We start from the raw sequence: 15162 nt of genomic DNA, 5'->3' as shown, positions 1-15162 counted from the left end.
TTTACGCGAGGACCAGGAGTTGGCCAATGCCCGAACACCGTCTTCCGTCCCCCGGTCCGGCCCCGCGGCGCCTCCTCGCCCGCCGCGCACCGCACCGGCCGGGTGCCTGATGCCGGGCGAGGCACCGGGCAGCGCGGCGGCCGGCCGGTCCCGCCCGCCGCGGCTGCTGCCCGCGCTGGCCAAGGGCGTCCTGACCGGGATCGGCAAGCACCCGCACCCGGACGCCGCCCTGCCGCGCACCCGCCTCGTGCTGCCCGCCGTACGCATCGGGCTCGGCCGCGCCGCCTCGTACGCGCGGGTCTGCGGCTACGACGCCGCCGAGCCGCTGCCCGTCACCTACCCGCACATCCTCGGATTCCCGCTGGCCGCACGGCTGATGAGCGCGCGGGACTTCCCGCTGCCGATGCTCGGACTGGTGCACACCGGCATCGAGATCACCCAGTACGCGCCGCTGCACCCGACCGACACCCTCGAACTGACCGTGTTCGCGGGCGCATTGCGGGCACACCGGCGCGGCACCGAGGTCGTCATGACGACCGAGGCGCGCCGGGGGGACGCGCTGGTGTGGCACGACCGCAGCACCTATCTGGCGCGGCACCGGACGGCCGAGGGCGAGGGGGCGCGGGGTGCCGGGGCCGGGGCGCGCTCCCCCGTACCCCGCGCGCTGCCCGTACGCGCCCAATGGCGCCTGCCCGCCGACCTCGGCCGCCGGCACGCCGCCGTCTCCGGCGACTACAACCCGATCCACCTCCACGCCCTCACGGCCCGCCCGCTCGGCTTCCCGCGCGCCATCGCCCACGGCATGTGGACGTTCGCCCGCTGCGCCGCGGAGGCGGTGCTGCCGGGCACGCCGACGCTGCGCATATCGGCGGAGTTCCGCGCCCCGGTGCTGCTGCCCGCCACCGTCTCGTACGCCTACGAGACCACGCGCACGGGCGGCAGCTTCCAGTTGCTCGGCGGCCCGGACGGCCGGGCGCGTGTGCACCTGGAGGGAAGGGTGGAGACGGACGTGTGAGGGCGGCGGCCCGTCCCCTGGGGGCTCCCCCTCCGCCCCTAACTCCCCGGCGACCACCGCTCCCCGGCCATCAGCCGCCCCAGCCCGGCCCACGCGAAGTTCATCAGCGTCGCCGCGGTGTCCTTGGCGGGCGGGCGCTCCCCCGCGCCCGGGCCGCCGGAGTTGGCCCAGTCGGCCAGTGATTCGGCGGCGCCCACCAGGGCGTGCGCCAGGCCGGAGACTTCGCGGGCGGCCGGTTCCCGGTCGCAGCCCGCCTCCTGGGCCGCCGCCCCGATCATCGCGGTGACGAATTCGACGATCTCGGCACGCAGCGCGGCGACTTCGACCGCGAACGGCTCGCCCTGTGTACGGGCCTGCTGGTGGAGCACCGTCCAGCCGTCCGGATGCTCGGCCGTGTGCGCGAAGAATCCCTTCAGTCCGCTCCACAGCTGCCGGTCGGCGGACACCCCTGGCTCCACCGCCGCCCGTACGGCCTCCGCGAGCGCCGCCGCCTCCCGCCGGATGACGGCGCTGAACAGTTCCTCCTTGGAGTTCAGATACAGATAGACCAGCGGCTTCGACACCCCGGCCACCTCGGCGATCTCATCCATCGAGGCCGCCCGGTACCCGCGCCGCGCGAAGGTCAGCACGGCCGCGTCGAGCATCTGCTGCTCCCGTACGGCCCGCGGCATCCGCTTGCTCTTCACAGCTCCCACACCAATTGCCCTTCTGTCCCGCCCCTTTACCCCCAAGTAAGTTTACGTTTTCCCGCCTTGCCCGCCCGGTCTTGACGTGATCGCTTCGCTCGCGAGACGATACGACTCGTCTCGTTCAGTTCGACGGAAGGACCCGCCATGCAGCAGGCGCACCAGCAGTTCGTGGACGCGGCCCCGGGCGTGCGCCTGTGGACCGAGCAGCGCGGCCCGGCCGGCGCGCCCCCGCTGCTGCTCGTCATGGGTGCCCAGGCCGCCGGCCTCGGCTGGCCGGAGCCGTTCGTGGACGCGCTCGCCGTCCAGCACCGCGTCATCCGTTACGACCACCGCGACACCGGCCGCTCCACCTGGTCCTTCGACGAACAGCCGTACCGCATCACGGACCTGGCGCAGGACATCGTCCGCGTCCTCGACGGCCTCGGCATCGAGCGGGCACACCTGGTGGGGCTCTCCCTCGGCGGGATGCTGACCCAACTCGTCCTCGCCGACCACCCCGACCGCGTCCTCAGCGCCACCCTGATGGGCACCTCCGCGCTGAGCACCGCCCCGTACACCCGCCCGGACGGCACCGAGATCCCCGCCGCCGAACTGCCCGGAATCTCTCCGGAAGTACTGGAGATGTGGGCCCGCCCGGTGGAGGACCACGGCCTGGAGGCCGAACTCGACCGGCGAGTGGAGCACTGGCGGGTGCTCAGCGGCGGCCGGCTGCCGTTCGACCCCGCCTACTACCGCGCCCTGGAACGCCGCATCATCGAACACACCGGCCGCTACGACGTCTCCACCGCGCACGGCCGCGCCGACCACTCCGGCATGCTGCGCACCGAGAAATTGGCCACCACTGAAGTCCCCACCCTCGTCATATCCGCCCCCGCCGAGCCGGTCTTCCCACCGCCGCACCCGCAACACCTGTCCCAGGTCATCCAAGACGCAAGCCTGGTGGAGATCCCGGCCATGGGCCACGCGCTGCCGCCGGAGGTGCAGGGGCCGCTGGCGGAGGCGGTTTTGGCGCATGCGGGGAAGGCGGGCTGAGGACACCGGCCTTCGAAGAGGAGGTTCGTACACGAAACGCCGGACGGGCCAGGGAAATCCCTGGCCCGTCCGGCGTTCAGGTCACCGCGTGGAGCGCGGTCGGCGTCCGGGTCAGCCGGCCGCGGCCGTCGCCGGGACCGGCGCCTTCTGCTCGGACTCGCTCACCGCGCTGTCCTCCAGGTCCACACCGGCGGCACGGGCGTACGCGTCGCGGTCCAGGATCTTCTCCTTGGCCGAGACCAGGATCGGCACGACGACCTGGCCCGCAACATTCGTAGCCGTCCGCATCATGTCCAGGATCGGGTCGATCGCCATCAGCAGACCGACGCCCTCCAGGGGGAGGCCGAGGGTGGACAGGGTCAGGGTGAGCATGACGGTGGCGCCGGTGAGGCCGGCGGTGGCGGCGGAGCCGATGACCGAGACGAAGGCGATCAGGACGTAGTCGCCGAGGCCGAGGTGCACGTCGAAGATCTGGGCGATGAAGATCGCGGCGAGCGCCGGGTAGATCGAGGCGCAGCCGTCCATCTTGGTCGTGGAGCCGAAGGGCACCGCGAAGGACGCGTACTCCTTGGGGACGCCCAGGCGCTCGGTGACCTTCTGGGTCAGCGGCATGGTGCCGACCGAGGAGCGGGAGACGAACGCCAGCTGGATGGCGGGCCAGGCGCCCTTGAAGAAGTGCAGCGGGTTGGCCTTGGCGAAGACCGACAGCAGCAGCGGGTAGACGCCGAACAGCACGATCGCGCAGCCGACGTAGATGTCCAGGGTGAACGTCGCGTACTTGCTGATCAGGTCCCAGCCGTAGTCCGCGATGGCGTAGCCGATCAGGCCGAGGGAGCCGATCGGGGCGAGGCGGATGACCCACCACAGGGCCTTCTGCAGCAGCTCCAGCGCGGAGCGGCTCAGGCGCAGCACCGGCTCGGCGCGGTCGCCGAGCTTCAGGGCCGCGATGCCGGCCACCGTCGCCATGAAGACGATCTGCATGACCTTCAGCTCGGTGAAGGGCGTGATGACGTCCTTGGGGACGATGCCGGTCAGGAAGTCGATCCAGGAGCCGGCGTGCTCGGGGAGCTTGCCGTCCTTGGGGGTCAGGCCGGTGCCCGCGCCGGGGTTGCTGATCAGGCCGATCGCCATGCCGATGGCGACCGCGATCAGCGAGGTGACCATGAACCACAGCAGGGTGCGGGTGGCCAGCCGGGCGGCGTTGTTGACCTGCCGCAGGTTGGTGATCGAGACCAGGATGGCGAAGAAGACCAGCGGCGCCACGGCCAGCTTGAGCAGCTGGACGAAGAGGTGGCCGATGGTGTCGAGGGTGGTCTTCAGCCAGGAGATGTCACCGCTCTTGGCGATCCAGCCGAGCAGCACACCGAGGACGAGGCCGAGCAGGATCTGGGCCCAGAACGGGACCTTGGGTATGTGGAAGGTTCTTGCGGTCTCGGGGGACCGCCCGGTCTCGGAAGACGTGGTGGACAACGGACACACTCCGGGGACAGACAGGCGTCGAAAGGGTGAGGAGACGGCGCACAGCGCCAGGAGACAGGAGGTCCGTAACCGATCCGTACGGGATCTCCGGCCGCTGCGAGCTGGGATCAGCGGCGGCAACAGGCCGCGGACATACAGCGGCAAAGATCGACGTGCAGGCGCGCCACGAGCGGGACGCCCGTGGTGTGGTGGTGCGCTACTGCTGTCTTCATGTCGAACACGTTAACACTTGAACTTTGGGGAACCCAAAGAGATTCTTTGGGAGGGGGCTACGGAAGGCGCCCGGATCGTCCGGTGAGACGCGTGATGCCCCGTCGTGGAGGGTTTTCTCCACGACGGGGCATCAGTCGGCTGTGAGGCGCGTTACAGCGCCGGGTGGTACGGGAGTCCGCCCCGTACCGCGTTACAGGAGGCCGTCCTCCTGGCGGGCGTTGGCCGCGATCCGGGCCTTCTGCTTGTCCACCTTGGCCACGATCTGCTCGGACATCGCGTCCCGCTGCTTGCGCAGGAGGACGAAGCTCAGCGGCGCGGAGATCACGATCGCGAGCAGCAGCAGCCACACGGCGTTGGAGCTGCCCACGCCGAGCGGGATGACGTGGAAGTACGCCAGCACCCAGACCAGCGCGAAGCACACGACGAAGATCCCCAGGCGCAGGGCGGTGTAGCGGAGCGTGGCGAACTTCTGGCTACTCACGGGCGGACCTTCTTCACGACGACAACCGAAAGGGTCTGCATCCAGTCAAGCACAGCCCGATTCGTGATCTTTCGGGCCCCCACCGAACCGGAGCGTGGCGCGACGGCCATCGGCCCCGGCCCGGCTACCCCAGCTCCCGCCACATGGTGACGTCGTCCCGGTAGTCGTCGTCGGCCACCTTGATCGCCGACGGCACCCGGCCGACCTCCTTGTAGCCGCAGGCCCGGTAGAAGTCCTCCAGGCCGTTGCCGCCCCGGCAGGTGAGCCGGACCGCCTCGACGCCGTCGGTCGAGCGGGCTGCCTCCTCCACGGCCGTCAGCAGCGCGCGGCCCGCGCCCTGCCCCTGGAGGTCGGGGTGCACCATCACCGTGGAGGCCCACAGCCAGTGCCGGTGGATGCGGTGGGTGTTCAGGTGCAGGAACGCGGTCGCCCGCACCCGGCCCCGCCCGTCGCGGCCCACGATCATCCGCGCGTGCCCCTCGGACATCGACGCCAGGTGGGCGAGCAGGTCGCCGCGTACGTCCTCGGGCGTCACCGGCGGTACGTAACCGACGGCGCCGCCCGCGTTGGACACCTCGGCCCACAGCGTACGGATGCCGTCGGCCAGTTCGGGGGTGACGGCGGGGTCGAGGTCGAAGCGGAGATCCATACCGCGGTCCCTTGCCGCCCTGACCGGGCTCACACCCGCATCGGCTGCGGGGCCTCGCGGCGGTCCGGGTCCGGGCCCGGGTACTCCTGGATGATCTCGTAGCGGGTGTTGCGCTCGACCGGCCGGAAGCCCGCGTCGCGGATCAGGTCCAGCAGGTCGTCGCGGGTGAGCTTGTTCGGCGTGCCGTAGTTGTCCGCGTCGTGCGTGATCTTGTACTCGACGACCGAGCCGTCCATGTCGTCGGCGCCGTGCTGGAGCGCGAGCTGCGCGGTCTGCAGGCCGTGCATGACCCAGAAGACCTTCACGTGCGGGACGTTGTCGAACAGCAGCCGGGAGACGGCGAAGGTCTTCAGCGCCTCGGCGCCGGTCGCCATCGTGGTGCGCGCCTGGAGGCGGTTGCGGACCTTGCCGTCCTTCATGTCCACGAAGTCGTGCTGGTAGCGCAGCGGGATGAAGACCTGGAAGCCGCCGGTCTCGTCCTGGAGCTCGCGCAGGCGCAGCACGTGGTCGACGCGGTGCCGGGGCTCCTCGATGTGCCCGTACAGCATGGTGCAGGGGCCCTTGAGGCCCTTCTCGTGCGCCAGGCGGTGGATGCGCGACCAGTCCTCCCAGTGGGTGTCGTGGTCGACGATGTGCCGGCGCACCTCCCAGTCGAAGATCTCGGCGCCGCCGCCGGTCAGCGACTCCAGGCCGGCGTCGATCAGCTCGTCGAGGATCTCGGAGGCGGACAGCCCGGAGATCTTCTCGAAGTGGTGGATCTCGGTGGCGGTGAACGCCTTGAGGGAGACCGTGTCGGGCAGCGCCTCCTTGAGGGCGCTGAGCGAGCGCGGGTAGTAGCGCCACGGCAGGGTCGGGTGGAGGCCGTTGACGATGTGCAGCTCGGTGAGCTTGTCGCCCTCCATCGCCTTGGCGAGGCGGACGGCCTCCTCGATGCGCATCGTGTACGCGTCCTTCTCGCCGGGCTTGCGCTGGAAGGAGCAGTACGCGCAGGAGGCGGTGCACACGTTGGTCATGTTCAGGTGACGGTTGACGTTGAAGTGCACCACGTCGCCGTTCTTGCGGGTGCGCACCTCGTGGGCGAGGCCGCCCAGCCACGCCAGGTCGTCGCTCTCGTAGAGGGCGATGCCGTCCTCGCGGGTCAGCCGCTCCCCGGACCGGACCTTGTCCTCCAGCTCGCGCTTGAGACCCACATCCATGGATGCAGTCATCCGGCCGCCTCCCATATCTCTGCCAAAATCGGGCTTCACCGAGCGTACTCCCCCGTAATCCGGCCCGGCCGGGCCCCCATGCCTGTACGGCCGAAGGCCCGCCGTACAGGCGCGGAAGCGGGGTCCTACGCGTCCTCGGGCAGCTCGCCGACGCGGTTCTCCCACTTGGTGGAGAGCACGATGGTGGTACGCGTACGGGAGACGCCCTTGGTCCCGGAGAGCCTGCGGATGGTGCGCTCCAGCCCGTCCACGTCGCTGACCCGGACCTTGAGCATGTACGAGTCGTCGCCCGCGATGAACCAGGCGTCCTCGATCTCCGCGAGGTCGCGCAGCCGCATGGCCACGTCCTCGTGGTCGGCGGCGTCCGAGAGGGAGATGCCGACCAGGGCCGTGACGCCCAGGCCGAGCGAGGCCGCGTCGACGGTCGCCCGGTAGCCGGTGATCACGCCGGCCGCCTCCAGGCGGTTGATCCGGTCGGTGACGCTGGGCCCGGACAGGCCCACGAGCCGGCCCAGCTCCGCGTACGAGGCCCTGCCGTTCTCCCGCAGTGCCTGGATGAGCTGCCTATCTACGGCATCCATACGCCCCTGACCTTCCATTCGCTCTGCAATCCCGGCTTTTCCATGTAGAATCTAAGGCATACAGGGGCTGCGACCCTGTAAACCGTCAATCTCAGTTGATCAAAGACGATCTTTCACAGGAGAAGTCACCGTGTACTCGATCGAGATGGCCTACGCCCGCATGCGCGAGCTGCAGGACCTGGCCAATCGTTCTCGTGCCCACCGTCCTGCCGCCGCCACCCAGGGCAAGCGCCGCTTCGGCCGCGACGGCTCCGCCAAGAAGCGCTAGTCGGCCTCCCTGGAGCCCGAGCCCAGCTCCCCCACCCACCGCCGGTAGAGCCGGTGCGGCACCTCGGCCGCGTCCAGCACCCGGCCCGCGACGAAATCCACCAGATCCTGGATGTGCGTCGCTCCCGCATAGAACGCCGGCGAGGCGGGCAGCACCACGGCGCCCGCCTCGTCCAGTGTCACCAGATGCTTGAGGGTCTGCCCGTTCAGCGGGGTCTCCCGCACCGCGACCACCAGCCTCCTGCGCTCCTTGAGCGTCACGCTCGCCACCCGCTGGAGCAGGTCCTTCGACAGCCCCAGCGCGACCCCGGCCACACACGCCGTGCTCGCCGGCACGATCAGCATTCCCTTGACGGGGTACGAACCCGACGACGGACCCGCCGCGAGGTCCCCGGCCGGCCAGTACCGCACCAGATCCAGGTCCGCGTCCGTGACCGCGAACGTCCCCGGCTTGCCGTCCGCGCCGAGCGCCAGCCACTCCCGCAGGTCCGCGCGCCAGTGCGCGTCCCGGAAGGAGATGCCCGTCTCGTCCAGCAGCGTCAGCCGCGAAGCCCGGCTGACGACCAGGTCCACCGCTTCCCCCGCCGCGAGCAGGCCGCGCACCACGGACGCCGCGTACGGCGTGCCGGACGCGCCCGAGACACCCACCACCCAGGGACGGCGGGGCATGTCGGCGGACCCGGTGTCCGGGCGGGCGGAGCGGCCGCCGGGCCTTGTGACACCGGGCTGACTGGGGTTGTTGTCCTGCGGTTCCACGGCATCGAGCCTATCCGGCGGAACCACCGGACCTGTCACGGCCGTTTGGAGAAGTGAACGGGGAGAGGAAGGTGCCGTCGATGATGACGCGAGCGTTGGAGCGCGCGAAGCCCGCCGCCGCGCTGATGCTGGGGTGGGTCGCGCTGCTGTGGGTCCTGGAGACGGCCGATGCCGCTTCGGGGAACGCGCTGGACACCTTCGGCATACAGCCGCGCGAGATGAGCGAGCTGGCCGATGTGCTGCCCGCCGCCTTCATCCACTTCGGCTTCGACCACCTCGCCGCGAACACCCTGCCGCTGCTGCTCCTCGGCTTCCTCGCCGCGCTGCGCAGCGGCCTCGCCCGGTTCCTCGGTGTGACCCTGCTCATCGCGCTGACCAGCGGACTGGGCGTCTGGCTGACCGCCCCCGAGGGCAGCAACACCGCCGGTGCCTCCGGCGTCGTCTTCGGCCTCTTCGGGTACCTGCTCATACGCGGCTTCATCGACCGCAAGCCGCTGGACATCGCCCTCGGCGCGCTCGTCGCCGTGGTGTACGGCTCGATCCTGTGGGGCGCGCTGCCGACCGACAACGGCATCAGCTGGCAGGGCCATCTGTTCGGGCTGGTGGGCGGCGTGCTGGCGGCGTTCGTCTTCCGGCAGCGGGCGGCCGGGGCGCCGCCCGGTGGTACGGGCCGGCCGATCCCGTAGTCTCGCCGGACGGCGCGTTCGCAAGGTCGCGCGCCGCCGTACAGAACAGCACGACCCTTGGGGGGACCTGGCATGGTCGAATTCCACAAGCCCGACGAGCCGCAGCAGCCTGAGGGCCGGCAGTCGGCTCCGCAGGACCAGCAGCCCCAGCAGGCCCCGCAGTCGCCGCAGACACCGCCCCCGTACGGCGCCGGGCCCGCGCAGCAGCCCACGCCGCCCCCGCATGGCGGCGGTTACGGCCAGGCCCCCGGCTCCCAGCCGTACGGCCAGGGTCCCGGGTACGGCCCCGGTCCGGGCCCCGGCGGCCCCTCCGGTCCGTACGCCCAGGGGCCCGGCGGATACGCGCAGGGCCCTGGCCAGTACCCCCAGGGCGGCGGCTGGGGCCCCGGCGGTCAGCCCGGCTACGCGCAGCCGATGCGGCCACCGACGACCAGCGCCATGTGGGCCCACCTGGGCGCGCTGCTCACCATCACCGTCGGCTCCAGCTTCTGCTGCGGCCTGGGCGGCGTCCTCGGCTGGATCGCCCCGATGACGATCCGCAACAACGAGCAGAACCGGCACGATCCGCTGGTGCGCCACCACGGCACCCAGGCGATGAACTTCGGCATCACCCAGGCCATCGTGGTGGCGGTCGGCGCCGTGCTCTATTTCACCGCCCTGCTCGTCGGCATCAGCCTGGAGCACGCGAGCGGGGGGCGGGCGCCGCTGGCGGCCCCGCTCACCATCATGATCGTCGCGCTGCTGGTCGTGGCGTTCGAGATCACCAGCATCGTGTTCGCGATCATCGCCACGGTGAAGGCGAACCGCGGCGAGTTCTGGTCGTATCCGAAGGCCGTCGCCTGGCCGATGGTCAAGCCGTAGCGCACCAGCCAACACCAAGCGCTCCGGGGCAGGCCCCGGAGCGCTTTGTCGTTGACCGGGCCGTCAGACCGTCAGGCCGCGGACGATCAGGTCCAGCAGCGCGCAGACGAACAGCGCTATCCCGATGAAGCCGTTGACCTGGAAGAACGCCCGGTTCAGCCGGGAGAGGTCGTGCGGGCGCACGATGGTGTGCTCGTAGAGGAACGCGCCGACGACGATCACCAGGCCGAGCCAGAAGAACACCCCGGCGTGGGTGGCGAGCGCGTACCAGACCAGCAGCGCCGTGGTGACGGCGTGGCTGGCGCGGGCGCCGTGCAGGGCCGCCGGGATGCCGAAGCGGGCCGGTACGGACTTCACGCCGTGCGCCCGGTCCGCCTGCACGTCCTGGCAGGCGAAGATCAGGTCGAAGCCGCCGATCCAGACGCCCACGGCCAGGCCGAGGATCACCGCGTCCCAGGACCAGGACCCCGTGACGGCTATCCACGCGCCGACCGGGCCCATCGCCTGGGCCAGGCCCAGGATCGCGTGCGGGAAGTTGGTGAAGCGCTTGCCGTACGGATAGACCACCATCGGGATCACGGCGATCGGCGCCAGCGCCAGGCACAGCGGGTTGAGCAGGGCGGCGGCGCCCAGGAAGAAGACCACCGCGATCAGCGCGCCGGTCCAGGCGGAGCGCACCGACACCGCGCCGGTGACCAGCTCGCGGCCCGCGGTGCGCGGGTTACGGGCGTCGATCTCCCGGTCGATGATGCGGTTGGCGGCCATCGCGAACGTGCGCAGCCCCACCATCGCGACCGTCACCAGCAGCAGCTCGACCCAGTGGACGGTCCCGTCCCACTGGTGCATCGCGGTCAGCGAGGCGATGTAGGCGAAGGGCAGCGCGAAGACCGAGTGCTCGATCATCACCAGCCGGAGGAAGGCTTTGATCCGGCCGGGCGGTGCGGGTTCGGGGGCGAAGAGATCCGGTGTCGCTGAATCGGCGCTCATGTCTAGAACCCGTACTCCTTCCAGCGGCGGTCGACCTTCGCCGCCGTCGCGGTGTCCGACTCGACCATCTCCGGCCAGCCGCCGTCCCTGGTGTAGCCCTCCTCGGGCAGCTTGCGGGTCGCGTCGATGCCCGCCTTGCCGCCCCAGAACTGCTGGTACGAGGCGTGGTCGAGGTGGTCGACCGGCCCCTCGACGACGGTCAGGTCGCGCGCGTAGTCCGTGTTTCCGAGGGCCCGCCAGGACACCTCGTGCAGGTTGTGCACGTCGCAGTCGGCGTCGACCACGACGATCAGCTTGGTCAGCGACATCATGTGGGCGCCCCAGATGGCGTGCATGACCTTCTGGGCGTGCTTGGGGTACTTCTTGTCGATCGAGACGATCGCGCAGTTGTGGAAGCCGCCCGACTCGGGCAGGTGGTAGTCCACGATGTCCGGCACGATGATCTTGAGCAGCGGCAGGAAGAACCGCTCGGTGGCCCGGCCCAGCGGGCCGTCCTCCGTCGGCGGCCGGCCCACCACGATCGACTGGAGCAGCGGCCGCCGGCGCATCGTCACACAGTCGATCGTCAGCGCCGGGAACGGCTCCTGCGGCGTGTAGAAGCCGGTGTGGTCGCCGAAGGGGCCCTCCGGCAGCATCTCGCCGGGCTCCAGCCAGCCTTCCAGCACGACCTCGGCGTTGGCCGGGACCTGGAGCGGAACGGTCTTGCAGTCCACCATCTCGATCCGCTTGCCCTGGATGAACCCGGCGAACATGTACTCGTCCATGTCGCCGGGCAGCGGCGCGGTGGAGGCGTAGGTGACGGCCGGCGGGCAGCCGAAGGCGATGGCGACCGGCAGCTTCTCGCCGCGCTTGGCGGCCACCTGGTAGTGGTTGCGGCTGTCCTTGTGGATCTGCCAGTGCATGCCGATGGTGCGCTTGTCGTGGCGCTGGAGGCGGTACAGGCCCAGGTTGCGCACACCGGTCTCCGGGTGCTTGGTGTGGGTCAGGCCCAGGTTGAAGAACGACCCGCCGTCCTGCGGCCAGGTGAACAGCGCGGGCAGCCGCTCCAGGTCCACCTCGTCGCCCTGGAGCACGACCTCCTGGACCGGGGCGCTGTCGCCCTTGACCTTCTTCGGCGGGACGTGCGCCATGTTCGCGAGCTTGCCGAAGGCTTCGCGCACACCGACGAAGCCGTGCGGCAGCTCCGGCTTGAGCAGCCCGCCGATCTTGTCGCTGATCTCGTCGTACGACGTCAGGCCGAGCGCCTTCAGCAGCCGGCGGTCGGTGCCGTACACGTTCATGGCCAGCGGCATCGACGAGCCCTTGACGTTCTCGAAGAGCAGCGCGGGCCCACCGGCCTTCTGCACCCGGTCGACGATCTCGCCGACTTCCAGATGCGGATCGACCTCGGCCTTGATGCGCTTGAGGTCGCCCTCCCGGTCGAGCGCGCGCAGGAACGAGCGAAGATCGTCATAAGCCATGCTGTCCAGTATCCGGTACGCACTACCCTGGACGGGTCACCGGGCCCCGCGAGGCCCGCCCGTCAGCACAGGGGGGCTGCTTCCGCAATGCTCAGGTATCTGCCGTTCCTTCTGATCCTGGCGCTGTGGATCTACGCGTTCATCGACTGCCTGAACACGCCGGAGAACCAGGTCCGCGGCCTGCCGAAGATCGCCTGGGTCTTCATCATCCTGCTGTTCGGCGAAGTGCTCATCGGCCCGGTCGCCTGGCTGGTGGCCGGCCGCCCGCGGCGCGAACACGCCGGCGGCGGCGCGCCGTGGCCCGGCGGCTCGCGCGGACCGGCGCGGAAGTGGGTCGCACCGGACGACAACCCCGAGTTCCTGCGCTCGCTCAAGGACGAGAACAAGAAGGACGAGGCGCTCCTGAAGGACTGGGAGGCGGACCTGCGGCGCCGCGAGGAAGAACTGCGGCGCAAGGAAAACGGTTCGTCGGACGGCGAGGGGAACAACCCGCCGGCGAAGGGCTGAGGGTCTGCCCACCGGAGCGTACGGCCGTCCCGCCCACCGCAGCGCACGGCCGTACGCCGCGCGCCCTCGGCCCGGAGCGTACGACCACGCCGCGCGCCCCTCATCCCTCACCCACCGTCCGGATCGCGGCCCGTACGTTGCCGGACCGCTCCCGGGCGAGGAGAGTGGCCGTCGTGAAGGACCTGGAACGCGCGATGCTGGCGACGGCGGTCGCCGAGGCACGGGCCGGACTGGCCGAGGGCGGCATTCCCATCGGCGCCGCGCTGTACGGCCCCGACGGTGCCCTCCTCGGACGCGGCCGCAACCGGCGCGTCCAGGACGGCGACCCCACCGCACACGCGGAGACCACCGCCTTCCGCGCTGCCGGCCGGCAGCGCCGCTACCGCGGCACCACGATGGTCACCACCCTCTCCCCGTGCTGGTTCTGCAGCGGCCTGGTCCGCCAGTTCGGCATCTCGCGCGTCCTGATCGGCGAGGCCCGTACGTACCACGGCGGACACGGCTGGCTGGCGCAGAGCGGCGTACGCGTCGTGCTGCTGGACGACGCGGAATGCGTGGCCATGATGCGGGAGTTCATCGCGGCCCGCCCCAAGCTGTGGCACGAGGACATCGGCGATGAATGAGACCCGGGGCCCCGCGCCCGGTCACGGCCCCACCACCGGCTTCACCATCCCCACCGTCGACCTCGCCCGCTGGCGGACCGACGGCCCGGACGCGCGCCGCGCGACCGCCGCGGCCGTCGATACGGCCCTGCGCACCACCGGCTTCCTCCTCATCACCGGCCACGGCCTCGACCACGACCTGCGCACCCGCATCCGCCGCACCGCCCGTACGTTCTTCGCCCTGCCCGCCGCGGAGAAGCAGCCGTACGCCACCGAGGTCGGCGGACGCGGCTGGCTGGGCCCCGGCGCCGAGGCGAACGGCGCCGCCGAGGGCACCGCGACCCCGCCGGACCTCAAGGAGTCGCTGTCCTTCGCCTCCGAGGAGCCGACCGGCGACCCGGCCGTCGACGCCGAGTGGTTCCTGCCCAACATCTGGCCCCACCAGGTCCCGGCCCTCCGTCTCGACGTCCAGGACCTGCTGACCGCCCTGCGCGCCCTCTCCGACCAACTCCTCGAACTCCTCGCCACCGTGCTCGGCGCCGCCCCCGACCGCTTCACCCGCCACACCGCCCATCCCACCTGGGGCTTCAACATCAACTGGTATCCGGGTACGGAGACGGTGGGCGAGGCGCTGCCCGGCCAGTTCCGCATCGGCCCGCACACCGACTTCGGCACGGTCACGGTCCTGGACCGGCAGTACGGCAAGGGCGGCCTCCAGGTCTGGACCGACCCGGCCCACGGCGGCACCGGCTGGCAGGACGCCCCGTACGTCCCCGGCTCCCTGACCGTCAACATCGGCGACCTCATGGCCCGCTGGACCGACGGCCGCTGGCGCGCCGGCCGCCACCGCGTCCTGCCGCCCCCGCCCGACGCCCCCGCCGAAGAGCTGATGTCCCTCGTCTACTTCTACGAGTGCGACCCCGGCACCCGCATCGGCCCCCTCGCCGACTCCCACACGTACCTGCGCGCCCAGCTCGACGCCATCAACCCGGGCCGTCCCGCCTGACCCCGACCCCACAAATTCAGTGGCCGCTCAGGGCACGGAACCGCAGACTGACGCCCCATGAACAACCAGACCTACCCGTCCCCCACCGAACCCCCGCGCCGCATCCGCGCCGCCCACACCGCCACCACGGTCACCGTCTACCAGGCGTACGCCCCGTCCCTCGGCCTCCCCGCCGCCCGCGACAGCCGCTTCCCGTCCGCGTGGAAGCGGGAGCGGATGACGTGGATCAAACCGTCGTTCCTGTGGATGATGTACCGCTGCGGCTGGGCCACCAAGCCCGACCAGGAACGCGTCCTCGCCATCGAACTCGACCGCACCGGCTTCGACTGGGCCCTGCGCCACGCCTGCCTGTCCCACTACGACCCGGCCGTCCACCCCGACCGGACCGCCTGGAAACACCAGCTGCGCAACTCCCCCGCGCGCATCCAATGGGACCCCGAACGCGACCTGCACCTGGCCCCGCTCCCGTACCGCTCCCTCCAGCTGGGCCTGGCAGGCGAGGCGTCCCGCCGCTACGCCGACGAGTGGACGGTCGCGATCCGCGACGTCACCCCGCTGGCCCACAAGATCCACGCCCTCGTCCGCGAGGGCAACACGGCAGCCGCAACCACCCTCCTCCCCGAGGAACACCCCTACCCGGCCCCAACGGAAACCCCGGGCCTGTCCCCCACAGCGGCCTGACT

General features: G+C 71.0%; 18 protein-coding genes. 9 read left to right on the top strand and 9 right to left on the bottom strand.

Annotated features, from left to right (window positions below):
- The first annotated feature begins 109 nt into the window (after nt 1-109).
- Complete coding sequence (locus ADK86_RS10480; RefSeq protein ID WP_053696311.1) at nt 110-1015, top strand: MaoC family dehydratase; 906 nt, start codon at nt 110-112, stop codon at nt 1013-1015.
- 38 nt (nt 1016-1053) lie between these two features.
- On the opposite strand, the gene ADK86_RS10475 is transcribed toward ADK86_RS10480, so the two are convergent.
- On the bottom strand, nt 1054-1710 hold the full coding sequence (locus ADK86_RS10475) for a TetR/AcrR family transcriptional regulator (RefSeq protein ID WP_030600682.1): 657 nt from the start codon (nt 1708-1710) through the stop codon (nt 1054-1056).
- A gap of 138 nt (nt 1711-1848) precedes the next feature.
- Between ADK86_RS10475 and ADK86_RS10470 the strand changes: the two genes are divergently transcribed.
- On the top strand, nt 1849-2736 hold the full coding sequence (locus ADK86_RS10470) for an alpha/beta fold hydrolase (protein ID WP_053696310.1): 888 nt from the start codon (nt 1849-1851) through the stop codon (nt 2734-2736).
- Nucleotides 2737-2847: 111 nt separating this feature from the next.
- Here ADK86_RS10470 and ADK86_RS10465 read toward each other — a convergent pair whose 3' ends face one another.
- The 5 genes from ADK86_RS10465 to ADK86_RS10445 all read right to left on the bottom strand — a co-directional run bounded on the left by ADK86_RS10465 (nt 2848) and on the right by ADK86_RS10445 (nt 7347).
- Complete coding sequence (locus ADK86_RS10465; protein ID WP_053696309.1) at nt 2848-4206, bottom strand: dicarboxylate/amino acid:cation symporter; 1359 nt, start codon at nt 4204-4206, stop codon at nt 2848-2850.
- Between the two features lie 412 nt (nt 4207-4618).
- Nucleotides 4619-4909, bottom strand: a complete 291-nt coding sequence (locus tag ADK86_RS10460) for a DUF4229 domain-containing protein (protein WP_003986100.1) — start codon at nt 4907-4909, stop codon at nt 4619-4621.
- A gap of 124 nt (nt 4910-5033) precedes the next feature.
- Complete coding sequence (locus ADK86_RS10455; protein ID WP_053696308.1) at nt 5034-5558, bottom strand: GNAT family N-acetyltransferase; 525 nt, start codon at nt 5556-5558, stop codon at nt 5034-5036.
- A gap of 29 nt (nt 5559-5587) precedes the next feature.
- Entirely contained in the window at nt 5588-6754 is a 1167-nt protein-coding gene (mqnE, locus tag ADK86_RS10450; RefSeq protein ID WP_053696307.1) for an aminofutalosine synthase MqnE, read from the bottom strand.
- A 137-nt stretch (nt 6755-6891) separates the two neighbouring features.
- Complete coding sequence (locus ADK86_RS10445; protein ID WP_003986103.1) at nt 6892-7347, bottom strand: Lrp/AsnC family transcriptional regulator; 456 nt, start codon at nt 7345-7347, stop codon at nt 6892-6894.
- Nucleotides 7348-7477: 130 nt separating this feature from the next.
- Here ADK86_RS10445 and ADK86_RS43750 point away from each other — a divergent pair, with 130 nt between their 5' ends.
- Nucleotides 7478-7615, top strand: a complete 138-nt coding sequence (locus ADK86_RS43750) for a hypothetical protein (protein ID WP_199834382.1) — start codon at nt 7478-7480, stop codon at nt 7613-7615.
- On the opposite strand, the gene ADK86_RS10440 is transcribed toward ADK86_RS43750, so the two are convergent.
- A complete protein-coding gene (locus tag ADK86_RS10440) occupies nt 7612-8283 on the bottom strand; it encodes a UbiX family flavin prenyltransferase (protein ID WP_053696332.1) in 672 nt (223 codons plus the stop codon). The genes ADK86_RS43750 and ADK86_RS10440 overlap by 4 nt on opposite strands.
- A 167-nt stretch (nt 8284-8450) precedes the next feature.
- Between ADK86_RS10440 and ADK86_RS10435 the strand changes: the two genes are divergently transcribed.
- Both ADK86_RS10435 and ADK86_RS10430 read left to right on the top strand, forming a co-directional pair.
- The gene (locus tag ADK86_RS10435) at nt 8451-9056 is read left to right on the top strand and encodes a rhomboid family protein (protein ID WP_053696306.1); all 606 of its coding nucleotides are present in this window, start codon (nt 8451-8453) and stop codon (nt 9054-9056) included.
- A 72-nt stretch (nt 9057-9128) separates the two neighbouring features.
- Nucleotides 9129-9917, top strand: coding sequence for a DUF4870 domain-containing protein (locus tag ADK86_RS10430; protein WP_078951974.1), 789 nt, complete (start codon nt 9129-9131; stop codon nt 9915-9917).
- Nucleotides 9918-9980: 63 nt separating this feature from the next.
- Here the strand turns inward: ADK86_RS10430 and mqnP are convergent, their stop codons facing one another.
- Both mqnP and ADK86_RS10420 read right to left on the bottom strand, forming a co-directional pair.
- Complete coding sequence (gene mqnP / locus ADK86_RS10425; protein ID WP_053696305.1) at nt 9981-10904, bottom strand: menaquinone biosynthesis prenyltransferase MqnP; 924 nt, start codon at nt 10902-10904, stop codon at nt 9981-9983.
- Between the two features lie 2 nt (nt 10905-10906).
- A complete protein-coding gene (locus ADK86_RS10420) occupies nt 10907-12364 on the bottom strand; it encodes a menaquinone biosynthesis decarboxylase (protein ID WP_030374033.1) in 1458 nt (485 codons plus the stop codon).
- An 87-nt stretch (nt 12365-12451) separates the two neighbouring features.
- Between ADK86_RS10420 and ADK86_RS10415 the strand changes: the two genes are divergently transcribed.
- From ADK86_RS10415 to ADK86_RS10400, 4 genes are all read left to right on the top strand, one after another.
- Nucleotides 12452-12871, top strand: coding sequence for a PLD nuclease N-terminal domain-containing protein (locus ADK86_RS10415; RefSeq protein WP_053696304.1), 420 nt, complete (start codon nt 12452-12454; stop codon nt 12869-12871).
- A 194-nt stretch (nt 12872-13065) separates the two neighbouring features.
- The gene (locus ADK86_RS10410) at nt 13066-13494 is read left to right on the top strand and encodes a nucleoside deaminase (RefSeq protein WP_053696331.1); all 429 of its coding nucleotides are present in this window, start codon (nt 13066-13068) and stop codon (nt 13492-13494) included.
- Nucleotides 13487-14479, top strand: coding sequence for an isopenicillin N synthase family dioxygenase (locus tag ADK86_RS10405; protein ID WP_053696303.1), 993 nt, complete (start codon nt 13487-13489; stop codon nt 14477-14479). Before ADK86_RS10410 ends, ADK86_RS10405 begins: the two co-directional genes overlap by 8 nt.
- Before the next feature lie 57 nt (nt 14480-14536).
- On the top strand, nt 14537-15160 hold the full coding sequence (locus ADK86_RS10400; RefSeq protein ID WP_053696302.1) for a DUF4291 domain-containing protein: 624 nt from the start codon (nt 14537-14539) through the stop codon (nt 15158-15160).
- Nucleotides 15161-15162: the final 2 nt, after the last annotated feature.

The organism is Streptomyces sp. NRRL F-5755 (assembly GCF_001279365.1).
In the GTDB taxonomy this organism is placed as follows: Bacteria; Actinomycetota; Actinomycetes; order Streptomycetales; family Streptomycetaceae; genus Streptomyces; species Streptomyces rimosus.
The sequence above is the reverse complement of the archived record's forward strand: the minus strand, read 5'-3'. Positions and strand labels throughout refer to the sequence as shown.

Coding starts and splice junctions, on each gene's coding strand:
- ADK86_RS10430 (WP_078951974.1), top strand. CDS start 9,129: ATGGTCGAATTCCACAAGCCCGACGAGCCGCAGCAGCCTGAGGGCCGG.
- ADK86_RS10455 (WP_053696308.1), bottom strand. CDS start 5,558: ATGGATCTCCGCTTCGACCTCGACCCCGCCGTCACCCCCGAACTGGCC.
- ADK86_RS10435 (WP_053696306.1), top strand. CDS start 8,451: ATGATGACGCGAGCGTTGGAGCGCGCGAAGCCCGCCGCCGCGCTGATG.
- mqnE (WP_053696307.1), bottom strand. CDS start 6,754: ATGGATGTGGGTCTCAAGCGCGAGCTGGAGGACAAGGTCCGGTCCGGG.
- ADK86_RS10410 (WP_053696331.1), top strand. CDS start 13,066: ATGCTGGCGACGGCGGTCGCCGAGGCACGGGCCGGACTGGCCGAGGGC.
- ADK86_RS10445 (WP_003986103.1), bottom strand. CDS start 7,347: ATGGATGCCGTAGATAGGCAGCTCATCCAGGCACTGCGGGAGAACGGC.
- mqnP (WP_053696305.1), bottom strand. CDS start 10,904: ATGAGCGCCGATTCAGCGACACCGGATCTCTTCGCCCCCGAACCCGCA.
- ADK86_RS10405 (WP_053696303.1), top strand. CDS start 13,487: ATGAATGAGACCCGGGGCCCCGCGCCCGGTCACGGCCCCACCACCGGC.
- ADK86_RS10440 (WP_053696332.1), bottom strand. CDS start 8,283: ATGCCCCGCCGTCCCTGGGTGGTGGGTGTCTCGGGCGCGTCCGGCACG.
- ADK86_RS10480 (WP_053696311.1), top strand. CDS start 110: ATGCCGGGCGAGGCACCGGGCAGCGCGGCGGCCGGCCGGTCCCGCCCG.
- ADK86_RS10420 (WP_030374033.1), bottom strand. CDS start 12,364: ATGGCTTATGACGATCTTCGCTCGTTCCTGCGCGCGCTCGACCGGGAG.
- ADK86_RS10400 (WP_053696302.1), top strand. CDS start 14,537: ATGAACAACCAGACCTACCCGTCCCCCACCGAACCCCCGCGCCGCATC.
- ADK86_RS10415 (WP_053696304.1), top strand. CDS start 12,452: ATGCTCAGGTATCTGCCGTTCCTTCTGATCCTGGCGCTGTGGATCTAC.
- ADK86_RS10470 (WP_053696310.1), top strand. CDS start 1,849: ATGCAGCAGGCGCACCAGCAGTTCGTGGACGCGGCCCCGGGCGTGCGC.